This is a genomic window from Clostridium sp. LXY-7, assembly GCF_056172015.1.
Genome location: NZ_JBLLJL010000001.1, coordinates 633,558 through 659,200, shown reverse-complemented (window position 1 = coordinate 659,200; position 25,643 = coordinate 633,558). Strand labels below are relative to the sequence as shown.

At 29.9% G+C, this 25,643-nt stretch carries 27 protein-coding genes and 1 other annotated feature; of the genes, 12 read left to right on the top strand and 15 right to left on the bottom strand.

Annotated elements, in window-relative coordinates; genetic code table 11:
• Window positions 1–370 precede the first annotated feature (370 nt).
• From mscL to ACI48Q_RS03140, 3 genes are all read right to left on the bottom strand, one after another.
• Complete coding sequence (mscL, locus tag ACI48Q_RS03150) at window positions 371–802, bottom strand: large-conductance mechanosensitive channel protein MscL (protein WP_474917587.1); 432 nt, start codon at window positions 800–802, stop codon at window positions 371–373.
• A 190-nt stretch (window positions 803–992) separates the two neighbouring features.
• Window positions 993–2,195, bottom strand: coding sequence for an FAD-binding oxidoreductase (locus tag ACI48Q_RS03145; protein WP_474917586.1), 1,203 nt, complete (start codon window positions 2,193–2,195; stop codon window positions 993–995).
• Window positions 2,195–3,766 carry a phytoene desaturase family protein gene (locus ACI48Q_RS03140; RefSeq protein ID WP_474917585.1) on the bottom strand — a complete coding sequence of 524 codons (1,572 nt, stop codon included), beginning with the start codon at window positions 3,764–3,766 and terminating at the stop codon, window positions 2,195–2,197. Before ACI48Q_RS03140 ends, ACI48Q_RS03145 begins: the two co-directional genes overlap by 1 nt.
• Window positions 3,767–4,007: 241 nt before the next feature.
• On the opposite strand from ACI48Q_RS03140, the gene ACI48Q_RS03135 reads away from it, so the two are divergent.
• Entirely contained in the window at window positions 4,008–4,685 is a 678-nt protein-coding gene (locus tag ACI48Q_RS03135) for a YczE/YyaS/YitT family protein (RefSeq protein ID WP_474917584.1), read from the top strand.
• 302 nt (window positions 4,686–4,987) lie between these two features.
• Window positions 4,988–5,503 carry a ferritin gene (locus ACI48Q_RS03130; protein ID WP_474917583.1) on the top strand — a complete coding sequence of 172 codons (516 nt, stop codon included), beginning with the start codon at window positions 4,988–4,990 and terminating at the stop codon, window positions 5,501–5,503.
• 65 nt (window positions 5,504–5,568) lie between these two features.
• Here the strand turns inward: ACI48Q_RS03130 and ACI48Q_RS03125 are convergent, their stop codons facing one another.
• Window positions 5,569–5,721 (bottom strand): hypothetical protein, encoded by a 153-nt coding sequence (locus tag ACI48Q_RS03125; RefSeq protein ID WP_474917582.1) that lies wholly within the window; start codon window positions 5,719–5,721, stop codon window positions 5,569–5,571.
• A gap of 11 nt (window positions 5,722–5,732) precedes the next feature.
• Window positions 5,733–5,924 (bottom strand): YwbE family protein, encoded by a 192-nt coding sequence (locus tag ACI48Q_RS03120; RefSeq protein WP_474917581.1) that lies wholly within the window; start codon window positions 5,922–5,924, stop codon window positions 5,733–5,735.
• 342 nt (window positions 5,925–6,266) lie between these two features.
• Between ACI48Q_RS03120 and ACI48Q_RS03115 the strand changes: the two genes are divergently transcribed.
• Window positions 6,267–6,905 carry a lysoplasmalogenase gene (locus tag ACI48Q_RS03115; RefSeq protein ID WP_474917580.1) on the top strand — a complete coding sequence of 213 codons (639 nt, stop codon included), beginning with the start codon at window positions 6,267–6,269 and terminating at the stop codon, window positions 6,903–6,905.
• Window positions 6,906–7,017: 112 nt separating this feature from the next.
• Here the strand turns inward: ACI48Q_RS03115 and ACI48Q_RS03110 are convergent, their stop codons facing one another.
• Together ACI48Q_RS03110 and pdxR are read right to left on the bottom strand one after the other, a co-directional pair.
• The gene (locus ACI48Q_RS03110; protein WP_474917579.1) at window positions 7,018–7,296 is read right to left on the bottom strand and encodes a DUF5616 domain-containing protein; all 279 of its coding nucleotides are present in this window, start codon (window positions 7,294–7,296) and stop codon (window positions 7,018–7,020) included.
• A 7-nt stretch (window positions 7,297–7,303) separates the two neighbouring features.
• A complete protein-coding gene (gene pdxR / locus ACI48Q_RS03105; protein WP_474917578.1) occupies window positions 7,304–8,689 on the bottom strand; it encodes a MocR-like pyridoxine biosynthesis transcription factor PdxR in 1,386 nt (461 codons plus the stop codon).
• 127 nt (window positions 8,690–8,816) lie between these two features.
• Here pdxR and ACI48Q_RS03100 point away from each other — a divergent pair, with 127 nt between their 5' ends.
• Window positions 8,817–9,677, top strand: coding sequence for a pyridoxamine kinase (locus tag ACI48Q_RS03100; protein ID WP_474917577.1), 861 nt, complete (start codon window positions 8,817–8,819; stop codon window positions 9,675–9,677).
• 30 nt (window positions 9,678–9,707) lie between these two features.
• Entirely contained in the window at window positions 9,708–10,478 is a 771-nt protein-coding gene (locus ACI48Q_RS03095; protein WP_474917576.1) for an ECF transporter S component, read from the top strand.
• 149 nt (window positions 10,479–10,627) lie between these two features.
• Here ACI48Q_RS03095 and ACI48Q_RS03090 read toward each other — a convergent pair whose 3' ends face one another.
• Together ACI48Q_RS03090 and ACI48Q_RS03085 are read right to left on the bottom strand one after the other, a co-directional pair.
• Window positions 10,628–11,200 carry a hypothetical protein gene (locus ACI48Q_RS03090; protein ID WP_474917575.1) on the bottom strand — a complete coding sequence of 191 codons (573 nt, stop codon included), beginning with the start codon at window positions 11,198–11,200 and terminating at the stop codon, window positions 10,628–10,630.
• Between the two features lie 329 nt (window positions 11,201–11,529).
• Window positions 11,530–12,384, bottom strand: coding sequence for a GNAT family N-acetyltransferase (locus ACI48Q_RS03085; protein WP_474917574.1), 855 nt, complete (start codon window positions 12,382–12,384; stop codon window positions 11,530–11,532).
• Window positions 12,385–12,732: 348 nt separating this feature from the next.
• On the opposite strand from ACI48Q_RS03085, the gene ACI48Q_RS03080 reads away from it, so the two are divergent.
• Complete coding sequence (locus ACI48Q_RS03080; protein WP_474917573.1) at window positions 12,733–13,671, top strand: hypothetical protein; 939 nt, start codon at window positions 12,733–12,735, stop codon at window positions 13,669–13,671.
• A gap of 247 nt (window positions 13,672–13,918) precedes the next feature.
• Window positions 13,919–14,566 (top strand): fructose-6-phosphate aldolase, encoded by a 648-nt coding sequence (gene fsa / locus ACI48Q_RS03075; RefSeq protein WP_474917572.1) that lies wholly within the window; start codon window positions 13,919–13,921, stop codon window positions 14,564–14,566.
• A gap of 148 nt (window positions 14,567–14,714) precedes the next feature.
• On the opposite strand, the gene ACI48Q_RS03070 is transcribed toward fsa, so the two are convergent.
• Genes ACI48Q_RS03070 through ACI48Q_RS03060 form a run of 3 tightly spaced genes read right to left on the bottom strand, consistent with a single transcriptional unit; the run spans window position 14,715 to window position 16,949 of the window.
• Window positions 14,715–15,458 (bottom strand): amino acid ABC transporter ATP-binding protein, encoded by a 744-nt coding sequence (locus tag ACI48Q_RS03070; protein WP_474917571.1) that lies wholly within the window; start codon window positions 15,456–15,458, stop codon window positions 14,715–14,717.
• 12 nt (window positions 15,459–15,470) lie between these two features.
• Window positions 15,471–16,121, bottom strand: a complete 651-nt coding sequence (locus ACI48Q_RS03065; RefSeq protein WP_474917570.1) for an amino acid ABC transporter permease — start codon at window positions 16,119–16,121, stop codon at window positions 15,471–15,473.
• Between the two features lie 24 nt (window positions 16,122–16,145).
• Window positions 16,146–16,949 carry a transporter substrate-binding domain-containing protein gene (locus ACI48Q_RS03060; RefSeq protein ID WP_474917569.1) on the bottom strand — a complete coding sequence of 268 codons (804 nt, stop codon included), beginning with the start codon at window positions 16,947–16,949 and terminating at the stop codon, window positions 16,146–16,148.
• Between the two features lie 102 nt (window positions 16,950–17,051).
• Window positions 17,052–17,298: a binding site (T-box leader), on the bottom strand.
• A 297-nt stretch (window positions 17,299–17,595) separates the two neighbouring features.
• On the opposite strand from ACI48Q_RS03060, the gene ACI48Q_RS03055 reads away from it, so the two are divergent.
• The 3 genes from ACI48Q_RS03055 to ACI48Q_RS03045 all read left to right on the top strand — a co-directional run bounded on the left by ACI48Q_RS03055 (window position 17,596) and on the right by ACI48Q_RS03045 (window position 19,872).
• Window positions 17,596–18,081, top strand: a complete 486-nt coding sequence (locus ACI48Q_RS03055; RefSeq protein WP_474917568.1) for an LURP-one-related/scramblase family protein — start codon at window positions 17,596–17,598, stop codon at window positions 18,079–18,081.
• Window positions 18,082–18,196: 115 nt separating this feature from the next.
• Window positions 18,197–18,754, top strand: coding sequence for a sigma-70 family RNA polymerase sigma factor (locus ACI48Q_RS03050; protein WP_474917567.1), 558 nt, complete (start codon window positions 18,197–18,199; stop codon window positions 18,752–18,754).
• On the top strand, window positions 18,754–19,872 hold the full coding sequence (locus ACI48Q_RS03045; RefSeq protein ID WP_474917566.1) for an anti-sigma-I factor RsgI family protein: 1,119 nt from the start codon (window positions 18,754–18,756) through the stop codon (window positions 19,870–19,872). Before ACI48Q_RS03050 ends, ACI48Q_RS03045 begins: the two co-directional genes overlap by 1 nt.
• A gap of 80 nt (window positions 19,873–19,952) precedes the next feature.
• Here ACI48Q_RS03045 and ACI48Q_RS03040 read toward each other — a convergent pair whose 3' ends face one another.
• The 3 genes from ACI48Q_RS03040 to mntA form a co-directional block, all read right to left on the bottom strand.
• The gene (locus ACI48Q_RS03040) at window positions 19,953–21,254 is read right to left on the bottom strand and encodes a DEAD/DEAH box helicase (protein ID WP_474917565.1); all 1,302 of its coding nucleotides are present in this window, start codon (window positions 21,252–21,254) and stop codon (window positions 19,953–19,955) included.
• 310 nt (window positions 21,255–21,564) lie between these two features.
• Entirely contained in the window at window positions 21,565–22,110 is a 546-nt protein-coding gene (locus ACI48Q_RS03035; RefSeq protein WP_474917564.1) for a hypothetical protein, read from the bottom strand.
• A 142-nt stretch (window positions 22,111–22,252) separates the two neighbouring features.
• A complete protein-coding gene (gene mntA, locus ACI48Q_RS03030; protein WP_474918327.1) occupies window positions 22,253–22,591 on the bottom strand; it encodes a type VII toxin-antitoxin system MntA family adenylyltransferase antitoxin in 339 nt (112 codons plus the stop codon).
• Window positions 22,592–22,829: 238 nt separating this feature from the next.
• On the opposite strand from mntA, the gene ACI48Q_RS03025 reads away from it, so the two are divergent.
• Both ACI48Q_RS03025 and ACI48Q_RS03020 read left to right on the top strand, forming a co-directional pair.
• On the top strand, window positions 22,830–24,278 hold the full coding sequence (locus ACI48Q_RS03025) for a TldD/PmbA family protein (protein ID WP_474917563.1): 1,449 nt from the start codon (window positions 22,830–22,832) through the stop codon (window positions 24,276–24,278).
• The gene (locus ACI48Q_RS03020; protein ID WP_474917562.1) at window positions 24,268–25,596 is read left to right on the top strand and encodes a TldD/PmbA family protein; all 1,329 of its coding nucleotides are present in this window, start codon (window positions 24,268–24,270) and stop codon (window positions 25,594–25,596) included. Before ACI48Q_RS03025 ends, ACI48Q_RS03020 begins: the two co-directional genes overlap by 11 nt.
• Window positions 25,597–25,643: the final 47 nt, after the last annotated feature.

The window sequence follows — 25,643 nt, the reverse complement described above, 5'->3', positions numbered from 1 at the left end:
AAGCAAACCATTTGCAGGAAGATTAGATTTACTTAGGCCATATGAAAGTGAAAAGCGTTAAGAAATACAACCTGTTCGAGAGAATCGAGTTGTTGTATTTTAGCTTTTTACTTGAATAGGGCCTTAGTAAATCAATCTTTCGAAACGGTTTAAGTGTAAACTTAGATTCCTGCAGAGCAAAGGAATCTCTAGTTGAACTTATGCAGAGCTGTGAGTAATAATATATAGTTCATTATCAACACTATATTAAAACAAAGCCAAATAAAAAGAGTATATCAATAAAAAAGTAAGGACATTTAGCTGTCCTTACTTTTTTCTTATTAAATCTATCTTATTATTATTTAAAGCTATTTAACTTTACTAAGTAATTTTATATATCTTGTTTTTGACTTTTTAACAAATCTCTAATTTCCACTAATAACTCTTCTTGAGTTGGCCCCTTTGGAGCTTCAGCATTCTCAGCTTCCTTATCATTTTGTTTCTTTCTAGTAATATTTATAATTCTTATAAATATGTATATTGAAAAAGATATTATTAAGAAATCAACTACATTTTGTATAAAACTTCCATATAGCAATGCTGCTTCTGGCTTAATAATCTTTCCACCTTCTATAACTGCTGGCTCTAACACCTTTTTCATAGATTTAAAATCCATTCCCGAAGTTAAATATCCAAATATAGGCATTATAATATCATTTACTAAGGAAGTTACAATTTTTCCAAAAGCGCCTCCAATTATAACACCTACAGCCATATCTAATACATTACCTTTAAATGCAAACTTTTTGAATTCTTTCCACATTTCTTTCACCTCCATGAAATATTTATTTTATTTTAGCATATTTTTTACATTATGAATAAATTTAAAGATAAATATATTTAGATAGAATGCAATTTCTGTCTTGATATATTTATTCATTTATAGAAAAGAAACTACCTTTGGCAATGATTAAAAAATCATTGCCAAAGGTAGTACCCCTAGTTTTTAACTCTTATTGTTCTATAATAGGTATTTCAATAATTAGGTCTGACATTGGATAGGTTGAACAAATATGAATATATCCAAAAGTCATATCACCTTTTCTTCTTCCATCACATTCTGGGCTAATGGCTATATCTCCAGAAATAAGCTTAGAGCGACAATAACCGCATTCTCCTGACCTGCATTGTGATGGACAAACTATTCCACCTCTCTCTAAGGCAACTAATATACTTTCTGATCCCAATGCTGGAATCTTCACATTTCCTTTTCCAATATTAACAGTTATATTAAAGTTCTTATCTATATTGCTTTTTAGCATTTCATTACTTAATAAAAATGCTCTATCTTCTCCCATAACCTCACGTCTTATACGTCTTCTTGGTATATTAAGCTTTGGTAGTTCATTTTCTAGAAATCTATACATAGCTGTAGGTCCACACAAATAAAAGGTTTTGTTTTCATTACTAATATACTTATTCATGAGCTCTGCTGTTATAAATCCTGTTTCCCCCTGCCATGTTTCATCTTCTTTTGCTAAAACATAGATAACCTTTATTTTCCCATTAGATATCTTTTCATATTCATCAAGTTCTTTTTTAAAAGCTATTTCCTCTAATGTGTTTACTCCATAAAATATGGTGAAATTCAATGGTAAATCCTTTTGAACTATATTTCTAGCCATTGAATATATAGGAGTAATACCACATCCACCGCATATTCCTACCAACTCCTTAGTATCTCTTATTTCATTATATCCAAAAAAACCTATTGGCGAAGATGCTTTAATTTTAGTTCCTACATTCCAATTTTCAAATATATATTTAGTTAGAAATCCCTCTTCTTTTTGTTTTACTGATATAGTATAGTGTCCCTCTTTTAACGCATCTTGTGGAGTTGAACATAGTGAATATGCCCTTGTAATAGGACATCCATCTACTACTAATTTTATACTTATATATTGACCAGGTTTAAATATAGGCAATTCCTTTGTTTCTCCTAGTTTATCAGGTATTAGTTTAAAAGTCCTCATGGTAGGTGTTTCATATTTTACCTCTCCGATAATAAGATTTAACTCTTTAGGATGTAATTTTGTCGCTAATGCTTCAACAGGGTCATTTAAATATATCCTCGATGGATTAGCATTAATAATTCTTTTTCTTTCTTTTAAGATTTTCCATGGACTCTTTATACTATTTATATACTTTCCACTCATTACTTCTTACCTCCCATTTTTCTAATTGCTTCATTTGCAATTGCTCTGGTAAGTCTAATGATAGGTGTATACCCATGGGTGCTTTGAGAGCAACCACCAACAAAGTATAATCCCTCTATCTCCTTTTTATTCTCTAATTTTCCGGCAGCAAGTCTTACAACTGCTGAATCCCAAGGCGTCTGCCCATTTCCAAACACTTGTCCCTTATATGCTCCTGTATAACGATTCCATGTAATAGGAGTTACCATCTCCACTTCCTCAATATGTTCTCTTATATGTGCTCCAGTAGTTTTTTCAAATATATCTATCATTTCTTGCCCAAAACGAGTTTTTAGATCATCATATTCTTCTACTGGTACATTCTTAAATATATCTCCAAATACTAGCCATGATATAGTAAGTTGACATCTACCTTCTCCTGTTGCTCCTGGTATTGCATTATCTAAACAAATTGCTGATAAGAAACCATGTGGGTTTAATGTGAATAAAGAATTATAAATTTTCCTTGTATCCATAGTATCTGTTATAAAATACTCATAATATTTTATCCCCATCTCCTCTGGAGTTGCATCTAACCCTAAATATATAGCAATAGATGAACATGTATTAACTTTAGCATTTGTTTTCTTAATGCTAAACTCTGGTACGGCTTCCAAAGGTGTTATCATCTTGCCATATACAAGCTCTGGGTGTGCATTAGCAAGTACACATTTAGCTTTTATATAAGTTCCATCTGACAACTCTACTGCCTTCACCTTATTATTTTCCACATGAATTTTTTCAACCTTACAGTTATACTCAATTTGTCCATCTAATTCTTTTATTCTTTCTGCAATGGCTGTTGATAATGCATGAGATCTATCAGCTGGTATATATGCTCCTGTATATAAATAGCCATACAACATATATGCCCATAATAAAAATGTAAGCGTATCTATTGGTGGTCCTTGATAACACCAATAGGCATATAATATGCTCTTAAGTCTTTTGGAAAACTTAAATTCATTTTCTACTTCCTCTACTGTTTTATAGGAGTATTTAATAAAATTAGGATATTTACTTTTAACAGTTATTATATTAGGAAGTTTCCCCTTCATGTCTTGGTCTACCATGTAGTTTATAGCTTCATATATTTCCTTACATAAATCCATATATCTAGTTAATTCTACCTTTGCTCCTGGACATTCTTTTTCCATACATTCTATAAATTCTTGTACCCCAAAAGGTACAGAAACATTTATATTTTCTTCTGGTATTATAAGTACATAAGCCTCCGGAACTGGCTTAAAATCATACTTCACTCCTAATCTATCTAAAGTTTTTCTTACATCATAACTTTGTTTTTTCGTTCCTACATCGAGTATTTCATGTAGGGTTGCTTCAAACTCATATCTTCCCCTAACAAAAGATGTAGCAAACCCCCCAGCTAAATTATGTTGTTCAAGCACTAAGGTCTTTTTTCCTGCATAAGCCATTTCACATCCAGCCATCAAGCCACCTATGCCCGCTCCAATGACTACGGCATCATATTCATTATCAAATCTAGGTGTTGATAATTTCTTTAATTCCATATACTATCCCCCCAAACTTCATTAACCTTTTAATACCTTCATTTAATATCACTATAAGGTACTAATATATATGGTATGGTATATAAATTTATAACCAATTTAAGCCTTCAGTTCTCCATTAAATAAATTGACTCACATGATTCTACTTTTATGATAAACTAATTATATTAATAGTATTTTATAATAGTATAAAAACCCTATAACTAATAAATATAATGAATACCATATTGGAGGGTATTATATGAAAAAATCATTATTGACCTTAAGTAGATTATTTATAGGCCTTTTTCTTTATGCTGTTGGCATAGTTTTAACTATTAATGCAAATCTAGGATTATCTCCTTGGGATGTTTTTCATCGTGGTTTCTCCACCCAAATTGGAATTACCATGGGTCAAGCAAGTATTATAGTTGGATTTTTATTTGTAATACTCGATTGGATTCTAGGCGAAAAAGTGGGCATAGGAACTATCTGCAACATGTTATTTATAGGTATGTTCATGGATTTATTAATGCTTAATAATTTAATTCCAGTATTTCGTAATTTAATAGGAAAAGTAGTTATGATGCTTCTTGGAATGTTTGTTATAGGAATAGCTAGTTATTTTTATATTAGTGCAGGATTAGGTTCTGGTCCAAGAGATGGTCTAATGATTGCATTAACTAAAAAAACTAAAAAATCTGTTCGCTTCATAAGAAATTCTATTGAATTAACAGTATTGATTATAGGTTATATTTTAGGCGGAACTGTTGGTGTTGGCACTTTAATCATGGTAATTGGAGGAGGATATTTTGTTCAATTTGCCTTCAAACTTTTTAAATTTGATGTAAGTAAGATTCAACATAAATTTATTAATGATTATATAAAGTTTTTAAAGGTACTCTTGTCAAATAAAAATCAAAATTCAAATATTAGTTAATATTAAAGCTTAAATATACCTTGAGGTCTCGTATATTTAAGCTTTAAATTTTATATTTTTTATAATAGCAATTTAAATTCTGTATTTTGGGTATAATGTTAATGTAATTTTAACTACTATATTTTAGTAAATAGTTAATTAAACTTTTATAGTGAAGTCCTTAAGTTACTCTTATAAATATTCTCATTTCTATAAGTTAAATATTTGTAAAGAATAATTATTATTAATTACAAATTGTTATTTTTATGGTATAATATACTAAAGTACATAATTTGATACAGACAAATTAAGGAGGATAAAAAATGATAAGCAAAAGACTTTTTGAAGAATTAAATAAACAGATGAATTACGAATTTTATTCATCTCATATCTATTTAGCACTAGCTGGTTACTGTGCTTCACAAGATTTAGATGGATTTACTAATTTCTTTAAGGTTCAAGCAGAGGAAGAAAAATTTCATGCAATGAAGTTTTTCGATTTCATCAGTGAAATGGAAGGTAGGATAAATTTTATTGGAATTAACGAGCCAGTAAATGAGAGCCCTTCAATTCTTGATGCATTTTATCTTACTCTTGAACATGAAAAATCAGTTACAGATAGAATTTATAACTTAATGGATATCGCTATTGAGGAAAAGGAACATGCAACTATCAGTTTCTTAAAATGGTTTATAGACGAGCAAGTAGAAGAGATGTCCACAGTTTCAAACATAATAAAAAAATTACAACGAATTGCAAATGATCCTCATGCACTTTATACATTAGATGCAGAGCTTGCAACAAGAACTTTTGTACCCCCATCTCCTACAAATGCATAATTATTAAGTAGAATTTTTACTTAGTATAAATAATAAAATACGCTAATTTTAGTTAGCGTATTTTATTATTTATCAAAGACGCCTCCACCATTACCTGTTCTGACACCCTTTGAAGACTTTCCAATGCTTTTTTCTGCCCTTCTATTATTGCTTAAACTATTTCCTTTTTGCTTTTTTTCTTCAATTAATTTTTTCATCATCTCTAAATTTTTACTCATAATAAAACTCCTTATTGTATCTCTTGAACTCTTCCTACAATTCCTCCTACAAGTCTTACCTTGATTCCATGAGGATGATTAGCTGAGTTTGTAAGAATGCTTTCTACAATTCCCTCAGTTAATTTACCTGTTCTTTGATCCTGTTTTTGTACAACCTTAACCTTCATACCTGGCTTTATATTTCCTCGACTATTTCCATTCATTGTATTCTCCTATCTTAGATAATAACTATTATTTCATTATAATCTTCTAGCCATTTTATAATTTAGATATTTGGATTATAACATCAATAATTAATAGTTACTATATAAAATTTAAATTTAAGACTCTGTTTCTAATGGTTATTGATTTTAGAACCATATATTTTATATCCTTAATATCACAAGATGGTGATCTATTCCTTGATATAAGCTACTTAACTCACCTGAATTTCACCTGCATGTTCTACATTTTGAGAGAGGTATGTTATACTTAATATACACTATCCAAATATTTCATTTTGCATAATATAATTAAAAGTAAGTTAGTTATGATAGGAGGACTATATGAGTAATTTATTATTATTTTTATATTTATTAATCTCAGCTTCTCATCTATGGTTTTGTTATACAGATCGTAATACTGAGAGGATTTTAACAAAACCTTTTCTAATGCCGACTTTACTTCTTTACTTTCTAGTTACTTCTTCCTCACCATCTATTTTGATAATATTAGCAATGCTATTTGGTTTCATAGGTGATACTTTTCTATTATCAGATAATAGTCAACCACTTTTTATAGGAGGATTACTAGCTTTTTTAGTTGGCCATGTTTGTTACATTATAGCCTTAGCTGAAAAAATTTCTATTAAGCCATCAATTGCGATTATTTTTCCTATAATTCTGATTTTAGGGATTCTTGGTGCATTAGCCTATAGTTCTTTATTTAAGTATTTAAATAAAATGAGGCTCCCTGTATTAGCATATTTAATAATAATATCTACCATGGTATTTTATGCAGCTCTATTTTTTGTTACTAAAAACAATACTTCATCTATTTTTGCATTAACAGGTTCAATATTCTTTATAATATCTGATTATATTCTAGCTAGGACATCTTTCATTAAAAGGTTTAAACTACACAAATTTTATATTATGTCTACTTACCTAGCAGCTCAATTTCTCTTAGTTATTAGTTTCATATAACATATCTAGTACAAATTAGTTTTTATTTCATATGCCTTAATTTTAAATATATGATTAAAAAGCTTAGATACTTCATTTATAAATGAGGTATTTAAGCTTTTCATCTTTTACACTATTTATTTAAATTTCTTAGATACATATGGCATCCACTAAAATCTATTACTTTTGCCTTCTCAATCCAACATTCAATAAATACCTTTGATAAATTGAACCAACTGATACAATTATCAATTATTACAGAATCACTAGTAACAACTCTTTCCTTCTTAATTAAAATCTTATCTGCATTTGGTACTAACTCCACTTCTGTGGGTATATTCCACTTCATACTATGTTCAGCAAATATCATTTCGCGATATCCTATGATACTACTTTTTTCCTCTAGCAACACTCCAATGCTACTCCTTAAAAAGTGCATCTTTAAGCAACTTCAGCGCTTTTTCAAAATCCTCATCAGAAACTCCTGAACAAGATAACAACAATCTTGGATATTTACTTTTCTCTACTGAATCAAAGGCTTTTACTAAAACCCCCACCTCCTCAGCACGCCTTGCGAGTTCTTTAGATGAGAGGTCACTTTTCACTTCAACTTGAATTAAGAATCCTCCAGATCCAGGTATTGCTTTCGCTTTGTCTTTAAAAGTCTTGTTTACAGCAATGCAGAGCCGATTACTTTTAGCCATATAGAGCTTTCTTGCCTTTTTTATCTGTTTCTCTAAGTGTCCATCCCGTATAAATTGACATAGGGCAATCTGTTCAGTTTTTGAAGCTGTTTGATTATAATCCTGTCCACGTTTAGTATAAGCATTCATTAATTCTATAGGTAATACCATGAAACTAATCCTTAAAGATGGTAGTAAGAGTCTTGAAAAAGTCCCCATATACACCACCTTATGTCCTCCATCTAGCCCTTGTAAGGATGGAACAGGACGACCATAATATCTAAATTCACTATCGTAATCATCCTCTATGATCAAGCAATCTTGAGCTTGGGCAAATGATAACAGCGAAAGTCTAGTCTGCATAGGCATAACATCTCCCCATGGTGTGCTATGGGATGGAGAGGTATATATTATTTTTACCTTTGCTTTCTCAAATTCAGATAAATCATTAGTTAGTGGACCATGTATAAAGGTCTCAAAACCTCTATCTTGAAAAATTGCTCTCCCTTGTGCAAATCCTCCTCCTGTAAAAAAAACCGGTGACCGTACCCCAGTTAAAGAGCATAAAATATATAACAAGCTTTGTACTCCTGCACCAACAACAATTTGCTCTGGAGTACATATAACACCTCTACGTTCAGCCACATAGCGTGTTATAGCCACTCTAAGGTCATATTCTCCTTGGGCATCACCATAAGATAAAAGTCTGTCCCCATTTCGAAGTGCACTCTTAATGTATCGGCTCCATAAATCAAAGTTAAAGCTTTTATTATCAACAGTAGAGCTTACAAAATCATATAGTGGTTTCTCTTTCACTATTGACTTTTTATAGTTTGAAGGTAATGGTTCCTTAATATCCGTATAATTTAAATCACTTACATAGAATCCACTACCTGCTCTAGATGTAATATATCCTTCTGCTCCAAGCTGTAAATATGCTCCCTCAACTGTTGTGCGACTTATCATTCTCTCTGAAGCACAGCGTCTTATAGATGGAAGCTTACTCCCTGGTTTAAGGCTTCCTGAGGAAATAAGTGATTTATAGTGATTATAAAGTTGAATATATAGTGGGACTCCCAAAGAATCCTCAGGATTAATAATAATTTTACTCACCTTGCTCATATAAAAAACTCCTTCACAGAAACTGTCATTATTAAAATTCTAATATTTGTCCATTTTACTAACGACAAATATTATGTATAGTATATCCAAGGGATGTAAATTATTCAAGTGAGGGGTGAAATGAAAGTTGGAAAAATTAAAAAGAATTGCTGCAATACATGATTTATCAGGCTTTGGAAAATGTTCATTAACTATTGCCTTACCTGTAATTTCCGTTGCTGGAGTAGAATGTACCTGTATGCCTACAGCAGTACTGTCAAGCCATACAGGAGGATTCACTGGATATACTTTTCATGATTTAAGCTCAGATATGTATGATATGGCGAAGCATTGGCATTCACTAGCTCTAAAGTTCGATGCAATATACGCAGGCTACTTAGGTAGTCCTCATCAAGCAGAGTTACTGGAAAATATTATAGCCTTAATTAAAAGTGAAGAAACTATAGTTATAATTGACCCTGTAATGGCTGATAACGGAAAATACTATAGTAAATTAGATGATGATATGTGTAGAGGTTTTAAAAAACTTTGTAAAATTGCGGATGTTATAACGCCTAATTTTACTGAGGCGGCTTTGCTACTAGGAGAAGAATATGTGAAGCCACCATATACACATGAATATGTTGAAAATTTATTAATGAGGCTTTCTACTCTTGGTCCATCAAAAATTGTACTTACTGGAGTATCTTTTAATGATGATGAGGTGGGTGCTGCCTGCTATGATACAGAAAGTGACGAAATTCACTATTCCTTAACCAAGAAGATACCAAGAAATTATCACGGTACTGGTGACCTTTTCACTAGCGCTCTTTCAGCTGCAGTTGTAAGAGGTATTAGTCTTCACCACGCTATAAAAATTGCTGTAAATTTAGTTAAAAATTCAGTTGAACGTACATATTTACAAGGAACTCCATCTAATTACGGAGTTAATTTTGAGGGAGTATTACATTCATTCATTGAAGAAATCGAAAAAAATTGTAACATTTAATATTAATATTATTGATTGGGGGTAAATACATTGGCTACAAAACAACATAAATTTTCTACACATACTATGGTTTTAATTGGACTTTTTTCTGCCCTTTGTTATGTGGCATTACTTTTTAAAATACCAATTCCATCTCCTGTGGGTAAACCATTTTTACACATGGGAAACATGTTCGTAATCTTAGCTGCACTACTTTTTTCAGGTACTATAGGCGGCCTTTCTGGCTCCATTGGTATGGGTTTATTTGACCTAATGAATGGCTATGCTTCTAGTGTTCCAAAAACTCTTTTATTAAAATTCGGCATAGGCGCAATTGTAGGAACAGTGGCATCAAGAGGACATAAAGAAGATGCGAAATCACCTATAAAATGGATAGGTATTGCCTCAGTTATACTTATTTGTGTAGGCATTATACTTTTTATTGTTTCAGTAACTCTTGGTAATGAAATTGCTATAGCTGGAATTGAGAAAAAATTAGTATTAAACCCTGTCTTATATATTTTTTCTCTTATCCTTGGTATAGGATTAGCGATTATATGTATTTCAGCCCAAAAGCTATCTATTAAAATTCAATATGCAGTTTTAGGTGCTGTATCAGGTATAGCCTTTAACTTGGTAGGAGAATTCTTATTTGGCGTAGTAACACTTTTATTTGCTGGCAGTGGATTTACACCTGCTATTTTAAGTTCAGCGGTAAGTTTACCTGCAACTCTAATCAACGGCTCCTTCTCTATATTTGTGGCTATAGTACTTTACATTCCACTTTCTAAATCTATAAAAAATTCAGGATTAGCTGCATAATCCTAATAAAAAACTAGAAAAGCTTAAATATGACTCTAAATTCTAAGTTATATTTAAGCTTTTAATTTTGTTATATATGCGTTGTAACAATAATACTTCTTGTTAATTAAATATCTTCTTGTAAATTTCAAATGGATAATTATTAGGAATTACTTTCTAATAATTCCTAGTACATATTCTTTAAATTCTTTAAAGCTACCTTCTTCAATAGATGCGCCCTTATAAATCTTTCCCCTGCTAAAATTATACTCTACAGACCCATAATTAAAGGCTGGACTTGTAACCAAAATACCCGCATCTGTAATACCATAGTTAGTTTTAGAATCCACTAGGTTTTTACAAAACTCTAATACTTCTTCGTAATCCCTAATCTCACCTTCTAAAGTTTTTGTTACAATAAAATAAAATAGATTATACCCTCCAATTAAAGCAGTCATATCTCCATCTTTCATATAGAATACTCTTCCCATATTATGAAAGTACTTCATTATTCCAAAAGTTAAAGTTCTAAATTGGTTATTAATTTCAAGTCTATCATCCTTTAAGTCCTCCAATTTACTCTCCATAAACTCCCAAGATCTTAGTTGAGGTGTTGAATTATTTTTTATTATCTGTTTAAATTTCTCTATAGAGTTATCCATATCCTTATCTAAATTCACAACTTTATCATTAATATACAGACTAAATTCACCATTTTCATATGTTAAAGCTATTTTATTCATTTTAATCATCCTCTTCCTCTTTTAATATTTTTTATCTATAATCCTATATGCATAATACCTATATATTTGTTTGTTAATCTATTCTTTTTTAATAATCATTATCTAATAATCATTATTATATCATATAAAATATTTATAACAATGATACTTAATATATTTTTATACAAACTAAATAAATTTATTTATAAAAAATATCAATTGAGTTTTCATTTAAAATAAAATAAAGTTAAATAAAAATGGAACTATCACATATAACAGTTCCATTTTTATTTAAGTTTTTTATTATCATCTTATAAAAATCTTTATTAAAGACATATTGACTAGATCCCTTATATATTTGTACGATACATCTCATATTGTGAAATTTGCATTCTAGTAAATCCTACTTTTTTCACAAATCCCTCTAAAGATGCATTGTTACCAAAACATGTATTTAAACTTGTAATTTCAAAATGTTTTGCTAGGCCATTGAGTAAATTACATCCGAAGCCTCTACCTCTAAAATCAGGTTTTACATAGATAAAATTAAACTTTCCACTTTTACTTCCACTAATCAAGCCTATTAATTCATCATTATAATAGGCTCCAAGGTGTACCTGTCCTTCTAACTCACTTATATACTCTAGGTCATTCTGCCAACTTATATGAATATCCTTTACAGATTCTCTTATCTCTCTAATCTGTGTCATATCTATATTTCTAATTTGTATATCCTCATTTTTTCTTTCTTTTAGTTCACTAGTATTATCTAAAGAAAAATATGATAAATCATAAATCTTTTCATATCCTAATTTTTTATAGAAAGAAATAGCTCTATCATTTCCAACTATTACTTCTAGAAACATCTGTTTACAATTGTTTTTTATAGCATCTTCTCTATGTAACTCAAATAATTTTTGACTCACTCCAAGGCCTCTATATTCTGGATGAATTGTTAAGGTTCCACATCTAATAGTCTTAATTCCTTCATAATTTTTAATTCCACCTAAAATTAGTCCTACTGCCTTATCTCTATCCATTGCTATAAAAGAGCTCTCTAGTGTATTTCCTTCTGGTCCAAAAAATCTTTCAAAAAAACTTTTTTTCGGCATGTCTATTTTAATTATATAATCCGAAAATCCTATTTTGAAAGCTTCATAAATTAAATTGTCATTCACTTCTGAACATTTGCTATAAGTTATCATTTTAATTCTCCTCCATTTATACTTCATTATTTAAAAATTTAGAGATAAATGCTCATATAAAATATGCATTCAATATATTCATCAAATTACTAATTTTCTCATCAATGAACATAAACATTTAATATTATAACATATATTCCAATACCTTACATTATCATTTTTTTGATTTTTAATATCCTTAAATTGCTCTAATATTCTTTATCAAACTATCTAACCACCTCATTATATTTCTGAGTAGTTAGGTAGCATCACATAAAAATGAATGGTAAAATAAATATATGAGATTCTATTCCATCAAAGCAATAATTACTCAATTAAAACTTTATAAAATAAGGTAGGTGAAAGCCCTTGTTTAGTGAATTAAATATTAAAATGAATGAACTTAAGGTACAAGTAAATAGAAAAAAACATCTCCAATCCTTACTATCAAACCTTAGGCGTGAGTTATCTAATGAAGAAGAAAAATTATCACAACTTAAAGCTGATCTTGAAAAAGAAAATCTTGATGTAGAAAAATTAAATAAACTAAGCCTCTCCTCAATATTTTATACTATGTTAGGTAAAAAAGAAGAAAAGATTAGTAAAGAAGAAGAGGAAGCTCTAACTATTAGACTAAAATATGAAACATGTCTATCCACTGTATTAGATATGGAAAATAACATTGATAAAATTAGAAATGAATTTTATCAATATAATGGTTGTGAAGACAAACTAAAAGCAGTATTAGAGGAAAAGAAAAATCTAATATTAAATTCTAAGGATAATATTACTGAAAAAATTCTAAACTTGATGGAGTATGAAAGCAATCTCCACTCTAATATTAGGGAATTAAGAGAAGCAATTACTTCTGGAAATAGCGTATACAGCAGTCTCCAGACCACAGAGGAAAGCTTAGATAGCGCTAAAAGCTGGGGAACCTGGGATCTCTTTGGAGGTGGACTGATTTCAGATATAGCAAAGCATGGTCATATTGATGATGCACAAAGTCAAGCTGAAACTACTAAACGTCTCCTAGCCACTTTCAAGCATGAACTAGCTGATGTAGCTAATATTCAAGTTTATGACATAGAAATAGGATCCTTTGCTACCTTTGCTGACTACTTTTTTGATGGTCTATTAGCAGACTGGTTTGTTCAAAATAAAATATCTGACTCTTTAGATAATGTATGCCAATGTAAAAGTCAAATTACCACAATATTGTCTAGACTAAATGCTCAGCTAAAAAGCGAAGAGCTAAAGCTTCAAAAGGTTCAAGATGAGATAAAACAATTAATTGAACAAGCGTAGTACAAGTATTTCTTTTATTTTTGCAGTATGGAGGTAATCTTAAAATAAATAAACCTACACTTGGAGTAGTAAGTAGCTTTTCCATATTTTACAATAAATATAGATTAATATTTCTGGTATAATAGAGTTATCTAAAATAATATAGAATTATCAATTCTTAAAAAAATGAAATAAATATGCTATACTATATAGAGTGATTTTCTATAAACACTATAGATGGAAAATTTATTGAAGGAAGTGTTTTATTATGAAATTATTTATTGATACTGCCAATATAGATGAGATTAAGTACATAGCAAAATTAGGAATTATATGTGGCGTTACAACTAATCCATCATTAATAGCTAAAGAAGGAAGAAATATAAATGATGTTATGAACGAAATAACTAACATTGTAGATGGTCCTATAAGTGCTGAAGTTATGGGTTTAAAATCAGAGGAAATGGTGAAAGAGGCAAAGAACCTCGTTACAATTCATAAAAATATTGTAATCAAAGTACCTATGTGTGAAGAGGGCCTAAAAGCTGTTAATATATTAAGTAAACTTGGTATAAAAACAAATGTTACATTAATTTTTTCAGCAGTTCAAGCATTATTAGCAGCTAGAGCAGGAGCTACATTTGTAAGTCCATTTGTAGGAAGATTAGATGACATAGGATCAGTTGGAATAGATTTAATAACTCAAATAAGAGAAATATTTGATGTTCATGGAATAGAAACTGAGATAATAGCAGCAAGTATTAGGAATCCAATGCATGTACATGAAAGTGCATTAGCAGGTGCTCATATTGCTACTATTCCCTATAAAATTCTTAAGCAAATGATAAATCATCCATTAACAGATGCTGGAATTAAGAAGTTTATAGAAGATTTCCAGAGCACAACACTTAACTAAAAACAAAGTAAAATAACTAAAAGTCCAGATTATTTAAAATATAAATTATCTGGACTTTTAAATGTAAATTGTCCAAACTTTACATTTAGATTAAATCAAATAATATATAGTTAAATCCTCATCATAAACTAACTACTATTAAAAGCTTCTAATCAATTACTCTTTCTAAAAATTCTTTAGCTCTACGAGTTTTTGGCGTGTTAAATATTTCTTCAGGTGAACCTTCTTCAATAATATTCCCATTGTCCATGAATACAATCTTATTAGCAATATCTTTTGCAAACCCCATTTCGTGTGAAACCATAACCATAGTCATTCCTTCTTTTGCCAAATCTTTCATAACATTCAAAACTTCACCAACTAGTTCTGGATCCAAGGCAGAAGTAGGCTCATCGAAAAACATTATCTTTGGTTCCATTGATAAAGATCGTGCAATGGCCACCCTTTGCTGTTGTCCACCTGAAAGACTTAATGGATACATATCTTTCTTATCCAATAATCCCACCTTTTTTAATAGTTCCTCCCCTTTCTTTATAGCTTCTATCTTAGAAATTTTCTTTACTGTTATCAAACCTTCTATTACATTTTCCATAACCGTCATATGTGGAAATAAATTAAAACTTTGAAATACCATACCTGTGGTTTTTCTTAATTCTCTAACTCTCTTATTGAACTCTTTTTTAGGAATTTTAGCATTAATAGTTATATTTCCAATATCAATACTTCCATCATTAATTTCCTCTAACCCATTTAAACACCTTAATAAGGTAGTTTTTCCTGAACCACTAGGCCCTATAATTACCATTACATCCCTTGATTTAATTTCTAAATCTACACCCTTTAAAACTTCAATTTCTCCAAATTTTTTTCTTACACAATTTATTTTTATCACTTTATCACATCCTTAAGAAGAATAACTCCTAGCTAATTTCCTTTCAATAGAAGCCAAAATAAATGAGAAAACTATGCTCATTAACCAATACATTATAGCTATGGCAATATAAAATGGCATTACTACAAGATGCTTTGCTATTAAAAGCTGTGAAGCACGTAAAAGCTCCGTAACAGTAATTATTGAAACTAATGAGGTTTCTTTTAACATACCTATGAATGTATTACCTAGTGGAGCAATAGCTACCCTTGCCGCTTGTGGTAATATAACTCTCTTCATTGCTTGACCATATGTCATACCCAAACAAAGAGCTGCTTCCATTTGACTTTTAGAAACTGATAATAATGACCCTCTAATGGTTTCAGATAAATACGCTCCAGCATTTATACTAAGTGATATAAATGCTGCTGTTAAAGGCTCTAGAGTTATACCGAAATCAGGTAATCCATAATATATAATAAATACCTGAACTAACAATGGCGTTCCTCTTATGATAGATACATACATTTTAGCTAAGGAAGCTAGTACACCTTTTTCTCTAAACCTAGCTAAAGCTATAAATAACCCAATAATCAATCCAAAAAACATTGAAACTATGGTTATAATAAGTGTATAGTATGCCCCTTGTAAAAGTAGGGGCATCTCCTTTATGATTAATTCCATACTCACTTCTCCTTATTTTAGAACTTACAGTTCTGGCTCAACACCAAACCATTTTACAAATATCTCACTATAAGTCCCATCATTTTTCATTTGTTCTAAAGCTTTATCTATTTCCTGTAAAAATTCTGTATTTCCCTTATTAATAGCTATTGCTGCAAAATCTTCTTTTATTGGGTTACCTACTGCTTTTATTTTAAAGTTATTTTTATCAACTATTGGTTTAATTGCAAAAATATTATTAACTGTAGCATCTATTCTCCCAGTATTTAAATCCAATAGGGTAGTAGTAACATCGTTATAAGTTACAATTTCAAATTCCCCAACCTTTGGAATTACTTCATTTCTAAGATATGCTTCATCATTAGTTCCAAGTCCTACACCTATTTTTTTGCCTTTAAAATCTTCTATTCCTTTAATTGTATTATTGTCTTCCTTTACAATTGCACTAACTACATTTTTTATATAGGGCTTTGAAAAATCCATAGTTTCTTTTCTCTCTGGCGTTATTGTCATTTGACTTACTACTGCATCAAACTTACCTTTTTCTAACCCAGCAACCATTCCAGACCACTCGTTAGTAATAAATTCTACCTTTACTCCTATTCTCTTTGCTACTTCTTTTGCTATGTCTGCATCAAATCCATCAATTTCATTTTCTTCATTCATAAAGTTATATGGAGGATATGTTCCCATTAAACCAACCTTCATAGTTCCTGATTCTTTAACTTTATTCAGCATATTAGTGCTTTCCTGAGATTTTACCCCACATCCAACTAAAACCATTGTTGAAAGTGTTGTAGCTATAATAACTTTTAATATTTTTTTCATCTTATTATCTCCTCATCTTTACTAAATATATTTTTTATAATTATTTAATTTAGATTCCGGACTCTAAATTATTTTATTATACAAAAAAACTCCTGCCTCTATTACAGAGGCAGAAGTATACTTCCGCGATCCCACTCTGTTTATCATATAAATATAATACATGATAACTCATTTATATTAGTACAATCATACTTCAATGCTATAACGGGCATTCCCGTTGAAGTCTACAAAACTTCGATTCACTGCTCCAAGATGCAATTCAGTTCTTTTCCACTTAAAATCCCTTACACCCTAGAGGATTTCTCTCTGAAAGCTTCCCTTAACTTACTCTTCTTTTCATTGCATTTATTTTTATTAATATATATTGAATTATATTAATAAAAATCAAATATGTCAAGTCAAGTATATGACATTTTAATTTGATATTTGACAAAACTCCATTATTCCCTTACTATTTTATTCAATTTATTGCATAATTTTTAAAAATACTTTTTAATCTATTGCTTTGTTTTAGATGGTTGTTGATTTTAGAACTACATATTAAAACAAAGCCTAATCTATTAATTCTACTACCTATTCTATTATTATTTATATAACAGTATAATATTACTATAAAACTTTATTATAATGGGTTAGGAGTTAAATTATGCGTTATTTAATGAATCAAAAAATCTTTTCTTTTTCTGATAGCTTTTCTATATATGATACCAATGGAAATGACATATATTCTGTAGTTGGAGAAGTTTTTTCCCTTGGTCATAAGCTATCTTTTAGAGATATAAATGACAATGAACTTTTTTATATTAAACAAAGGCTTATGAAATTTGCGCCTACTTATGAAATATATAGTGGAGATACACTATGTTGTACAGTTTCTAAAAAGCTTTTTACCTTCTTTAACTGTAAATTTGAAATAGATAGTAATTATGGAAATATTCAAGTCCATGGTAACTTTCTAGATCATGACTATAGCTTTACCATGAATGGAAGAGAAGTAGCTACCATATCTAAACAATGGCTTTCCTTTAGGGACAAATATACAATAAATATCTCAGATGATATTGACAATGGCTTTATCTTAGCCACTGCTGTGGTTATTGATTTAGCTTGCCACGATAACCAAAATAATTAATAGTATTATTTTGCAAATTAATTTTTTAAATTTTAAAATTAATTGTCAGATTTTATAAATTTATAACGAATATAATTATTGAAGATGTCTTAATATCAAGGAAAGAAGGTGTCACTTGATTTCTGATATTCAATTAATTGAATTGTTATATAACAATCCCGAAGAGGGACTTAAAATAATGATGGATAACTATTTAGGTTTAGTCTATACCATAATCTACAATAAACTTAATACCATCTATAAAAAAGAAGATATAGAGGAATGTGTCAGTGATGTTTTCTTTGAAGTATTTAATTATAAGGATAAAATCGACCTTGAAAAAGGTTCTATAAAAACTTTGATATCAATTATGGCAAAGAGAAAAGCTATCGACTTATATAGAAGACATAGAGATAAAAACTTTGAAATCTCTATAGATGCTCTAGATACAAAAGCACTTCCATCTATAGACAATATTGAAGCTTCAATAGATAAAAAGGAGACTTCCATTATCCTTATAAATACAATTAAATCCCTTGGTCCTCCTGATAGTGAAATAATGATTCGGAAATATTATCTCCAACAGAGCTCAAAAGATATATCTAAAATATTAGGGATAAAAGTTAATACTATTGATAAAAAGGCATCTAGATGCATAGCTAAGCTAAGACAAGCTTTAGGAGGTATTTTTTAATGGAGAAAAAAATAATTGATATGCTAGATAATTTGTCTATTGAAGAAGTTGATGAACTATTAGATGAAGATTTAATTATAAACATAAGTAAAAATACCCGAAATCGTATTGAAAAATCTGTAATGAAAAAAATAGGAGTTTGTAATAAAAATACTAATTATTTAAAAAGACTTAAGAATTTTATAGGAGAATTATATATAAAAAGGAAACTTATTACCTCTTTAGCTATGCTAATATTTATTATTGCTATACTCACTGGTACCTATGTTTATGCAAAGACCCCAATAGCATATGTAAATCTTGATATTAACCCTAGCGTTGAACTAGGCATAAATGCCTTCGATAAAGTGGTTTCTTATGAAGATTATGGTGATGATGGCAATGAAATATTAAAATCCAATGAAATCAAAAACATTCCTCTAGAGAAAGCCATAAATACCATTATTAAAAGTGCATTGGATAAAGGATACATTTCAAATGATGGGTCTTCAGTAATAGGTATTACAGCTGTTACTAGCTCAGAAGATGAAGGTGGAAAAATTGAAGCCTCTATAAAAGACATTACTAAAAATACTTTAAAAGAGAATAATACTGATGCAGCTGTTGAATTTTCAAAGATAAGTATAGAAAGAAGAGATGAAGCTAGAAAACTTGGAATAACTCCAGGTAAATTAAATTTAATTCAAAATCTACAGGCCTTAGACCCCGCTATTACTGTAGAAGAATATAAAGACATCTCTGTTAAGGAAATTCAATTAAAGACTAAAGAGTTAAAAGAAGGTGGAAGTACAGCCGACAAAGATAAAAGTGATACTAATAAAGATACAACTGATGAAGTACAAAGTACTGAGGATAAAATTGATAATGAATCAACTATAAACAAAGATGATAAAAAACCTTCTAATAACAGTAATAGTAATAGTAATAGTAATAGTAATAGTAATAGTAATAGTAATAGTAATAATGGTAACAAAAACAATAATCTTATTGATAATAAAACTAATAACTCTACTTCAAATGATAATAAATTAAGCAGTGATTCTAATAAAATAAATGATGAAAAAAGCAATAACTTAAATAACAGTAAAGATAAAAGCGACAAAAAACCCTTAAACTAATCCCGTCTTTTAGATAATCCCCCTGAAACTTATACTATGTCGTACATGTAAAGTTTCAGGGGGATCTCCAATTTTTTAACTTATGCAGTTTTATTGGTTGTATTTTTTTTTCTATTAGAACCCCAGTTTCCTCTGCTATTTTTACTTTGGGTATTCTTTCTATTAGAATTATTACCTGTATTTGAATTGTTTTTTCTTGCTGTATTACTTTGTTTATTCAAAGCTTGTGTATCTACAGGGGAACTCGTTGGGTAATTATGACCTTCTATTACTGTTATTGATTTCTTAATAACTTTTTCAATAGCTTTAAGAAGATCTTTTTCTTCCTCATCACAGAATGAAAGTGCAGTTCCATTATTCCCTGCTCTTCCTGTACGTCCAATTCTATGGACATAAGTTTCTGGAACTTCTGGTAAATCATAATTAATTACATGAGATAACTCCTCTACATCAATTCCTCTTGCAGCTATATCTGTTGCAACTAAAACTCTTATAGTACCTTCTTTGAAGCTATTTAATGCTAATTGTCGTGCACTTTGTGACTTATTACCATGAATAGCTAAAGATTCTATTCCTGCCTTTCCAAGTTCCTTTGTAATATTATTTGCACCATACTTTGTTCTTGAAAATACTAAAAGTGAAGTTATAGATTCATCCTTAAGTATATCTATAAGTAACTTTTTCTTATACTTTTTACCAACGAAATATATCCCTTGAGTAATAGTATCTACTGTAGATGAAACAGGTGCCACTTCTACCTTAACTGGATTCTTTAATATAGAATCTACTAGATTTGTTATTTCCTTTGGCATAGTTGCTGAGAATAACATATTTTGTCTCTCATTTGGAAGCTTAGATATTATTCTCTTAACATCATGAATCATTCCCATATCAAGCATACGATCTGCTTCATCAAGAACAAAATACTTCACATTGCTTAAATCAATAAACTTTTGGTTAACTAAATCAATAAGTCTACCTGGGGTAGCAACTAATACATCTATTCCATTTCTTAATGCTTTCACTTGAGGGCCTTGAGATACTCCACCAAAAATAACTGTATTAGTAATTTTAGAATACTTACTATAAATATCAAAGCTTTCTCCAATTTGAATAGCCAGTTCCCTAGTAGGCGCTAATACTAAAGCTTTAATGGTCTTTTTAACTCTCTTTGCTTCCTTTTCTTCATTGAAAACATTTTGTAATACTGGAATAGCAAAAGCAGCAGTCTTGCCTGTTCCAGTTTGAGCACAACCAAGTAGGTCTTTTCCCATCAATGCAGAGGGAATGGATTTCTCCTGTATTGCCGTTGGTTTTTCATATCCCGCTTCTTTTAATGCTCTTTGAATGGGATTAATTATAGCTAAATCTTTAAATAACATTGTTCTCCTTTTGTAAGTGGGTATTGTATATTTTAAATGTCTTTAATCAACTATATGACATTGTAGAATTCATTTTTGAACTTATACACGACAAACTCTCCTATAATTATATTACATCTAATTATCCACCATTTCTTTATCCATCCTTAATAGATAAAATAAAGAGACTCTCGTTTGATAGAGTCTCTGCTTAACTATTATATCCTACTTTTATAAAAATAGCATTAACTTTTTCTGTTGCATAATAAATTTCCTCATACTTTTTATAGAATCTAATACTACCTGTCTTCCATCATTAAATTTTTCTGAATCACTTTACATTTGCACTAATATACTCAATATTAGGCGTTCCATTTTTTCCATCATAACTAAAAATATATTCACTAGTTGAATTTCCTGAAATAATCTCAACTTTATATTGTGGTATTCCTTCTGGACGAATAAGTTTAGCACCTAACACAAAATTCTCTGGAGTTTTTTCACATTCATATATCTTTTTATTAGGAACAAGATTATTATCTGTAAATTCAAGAGACCATATTGAAATGGTTGAGTTAGTATTTTTCGGAATAATCAATATCTGTTCATTTGTTTCATCTAACTTAAGATTTTCACTAATGCTAACTGACTTTAGTTGGTCACTGCTAGGATTATTAACAATCAATAAAATTGTATCTTCTGGTGCATCTTCTCCAAAGATTTCAAGCGGAGATGATGAATTGGTTGTGTCAGGTTTAGGATCAATTTCATTATTATTAATATTATTTTTACAGCCTACTAATATAATACTACTAAAAATAGTAATTACCATAAGTATTGTTATAAATGAAAATTTTTTTCTTTCATAAATATTCACTTTGAATACCTCCATTGACCATTTTACATATTATAGTAGTCCATTATTTCTAAAATTGTTCTACATAAGATTATTATCATATACTTCTTTAATTCTTATTAGACATCTTTCAATTATACTAATTTTATTATATAAAACATCGTTAACCATAAATTTTCCCATCCTTTTTTATAGCCTCTAATACTACCTGTCTTTCCTCATTAAGCTTTGCATAATCCTTAAAAGCTCTAATTTCATATTCAATTCTCTTGTTCTCTTCTATTGAATAAATTATCTCTCTAGTCCCAACTATTTGAGCACTAAAAACCGTACTTATATTTTTTAAATCAATTAGTTGAACATCTCTTCTTACAATAAAACTAAGTTCATTAGCCAAAGTAAACAGTTCATATTCATCAACGTAATTATCTACATGTATTGCTATATCTATATCACTATCTTCTCTTCCTTCACCTTTAGCAAAAGAGCCAAACAAATAAATAAAATTAACATCTTATGTAATATTAATTATACCCAACTCAAAAGATTTAAACAACTACAGTGAATTCATTAATATTAAGTATTCATTTTGCTACCATTTTATCTATGAATATCTAAACTATATTTACATTTTTTTAATAAAATGCCGCACCTAAGAATTGCCTTGGAGGATATTTAATACTTATATGGAATATATATCTATAATCTTGCTTAAAATTTATTTCTTAGGAGGGATAGTTTTGAAAGAACTAATTAAAGAAGTATTAGATTTTCTAAAATCTAATGGTGCTAGCTACTCAGACATACGTATTGTAGACAGAACTAGAGAATACATTTCAACTGAAGATCTTAAAGTTAATAACTTAGAAAGTTCTAGAAGTAAAGGCATAGGAATTCGAGTTATATATGATGGTTCTCTTGGCTTTGCCAGTTCTCAAAATATAGATGATATAAAAATAGTAGCAGAGAAAGCTATGAGAATTGCTAAAGCTAGTAGAACTATTCAAAAAGAAAAGATAAATCTTGCCCCTAAAGATGTTGTTGTAGACCATTACTCCACTTCCATTCAAATTGATCCTTTTAAAGTATCGAAAAAAGAAAAAATAGACTTATTAATTAAAGCAGAAGAATCTATGAGAAGTGGTGGAGATTTATTTAAGACCAATGGATATATGCAATTTCAAAAAGAAGAAAAAATATTTGCTGATACTGAAGGCAGTTATATAACTCAAACTCTTTATGAATCTGGTGCTGGTATAGAATCTGTAGCTTCCAACGACCAGGACAGACAGGTTAGAAGTTATCCTACTTCCTTTGGTGGAAATCATGGTACAGCGGGATATGAATTTGTAACTTCCTTAAATCTTGTGGAAAATGGAAAACTTATAGGTAAGGAAGCCGAGATGCTACTCCATGCTGAAGAATGTCCTAGTGGTGTTTATGATTTAATAATAGATAGCTCTCAAATGGTACTACAAATTCATGAAAGCGTTGGCCATCCTTTAGAACTTGATAGAATTTTTGGTTCAGAAGCAGCCTTTGCTGGAATGAGTTTTGTTACTACTGATAAAAAAGAGAATTCTTTTAAATATGGCTCAGAGCATGTAACCATAGTAGCTGACGGTACTTTAGGTCAAGGCCTTGGTACTTTTGGGTATGATGATGATGGTATAAAAGCACAAAAAACAATATTAATAGATAAAGGAATATTAAAGAATTTCCTTACCTCAAGAGATACTGCATATAAAATTGGAGAAACTTCTAACGGAACTAACAGGGCTGATGGATGGAATAACATACCTATCGTTAGAATGACTAACATAAGTCTTATGCCTGGAGAATATGAATTAGATGAACTTTTAGCTGGAATAGATTATGGATTTTATTTATCCACTAATAGCAGCTGGAGTATAGATGATAAAAGAATTAATTTTCAATTTGCAACTGAAATAGCTTATGAAATTAAAGATGGCAAACTAACCGGAAAAATATTTAAAAATCCTATATATACAGGCATTACTCCAGAATTTTGGGGTAGTTGTGATGGTGTATGTAATGAAAAACATTGGAAATTATATGGTGTACCTAATTGTGGAAAAGGTCAACCAGGTCAAGTTGCTCATGTAGGGCATGGTTCATCTCCTGCTAGATTTAGAAATGTAAAGGTAGGTGTGAAGGATGTTAAATAAATTAGAAGTTTATAACTTAATAGATAGTGTTTTATCCCAAGGAAAGTATTTTACTTCCATTTCATTGCAATATATGGAGAATGCTTTAACTCGTTTTGCTAACTCTGAAATTCATCAAAATGTATATTCTGATGATTGTGAAGTAACTATATCTGCGTTTCATAATAAAAAAATATCTAAAATATCTACTAATGTTTTAGATGAAATTTCACTACTAAAAACTTTAAGAGAAGTTGAAGAAAATTTAGAATTTCTTCCAGAAGGAGATTATGAATATACTCATGTTGATAGCCCTGAATTTTTAGAATATGAAGATCCACATATCTATAGCTTAAATAATTTAGATATTGAAGATAGAGCTGCTATATTAGAGAAATGCTTTAACTCCTTATCTGTGGATTATTTAGCTGCAGGTGCACTTTCAAAATCTATAACTATTTTAGCTTTTGGAAATTCTAATAAAATTAAAAGATTCACATCTAGAAACTCTCAAGATTTCAATGTAGTAGTTATGCATAAAGATGGAGCTTCTGGTTATGGAGAAATTACATCTAGTGATCCTAGTGATTTCTTAATTGAGGAAACCTTTAAAAAAGCTTATGACAAGGCCATTCTTGGACTTAACCCTATCTCATTAAATCCTGGTGCTTATGATGTTATTCTTGAGCCATTGGCTGTTTCTGAGTACGTAGCAATGTCAGCTTATATAGGAGTAACAGCAGATAGCATTAAAGATGGAGTGTCATTCCTAAAAGGTAAAAAGGGAGAAAAGGTCTTTGATTCTAAAATAACTATAAAGGATCATTGGAAAAACGAAGATAGTTTCCAGTTTCCTTTTGACTTTGAAGGCTATGAAAGAAAGTGTGTAACTATATTTGAAGAAGGTCTATTTAAAAATATAATTAGTGATAGTAAAAATGCTTCCCTATTAAATGAAGAAAATACAGGTCACTCCTTGGGTTATAACTCTGGTTCAGTTCCTATAAATCTAGTAATGGATGGTGGAAATAGAACTCTAGAAGAGATTATTAAGTCCACTAAAAAAGCCCTTTTAATAACTAGATTCCACTATATGAATATAGTAAATCCTAGAGAATCTTTATTAACAGGCCTAACTCGTGATGGAGTATTTTTAGTTGAAGATGGTGAAATTAAGTGTGCTGTTAAAGATATGCGCTTTACTGAATCCATATTAAATACCTTCAATAATGTAGAAGAGATAAGCTCAGATAGAGAGAATATAAGTTTCTTCTTTGGTCCTATGATAATTCCGGCAATGAAAATAAAAAATTTCCATTTTACTGGTAAAACAGAATAATAAATATTCCCACAGCATGTATATTGCTGCGGGAATATTTATTTATA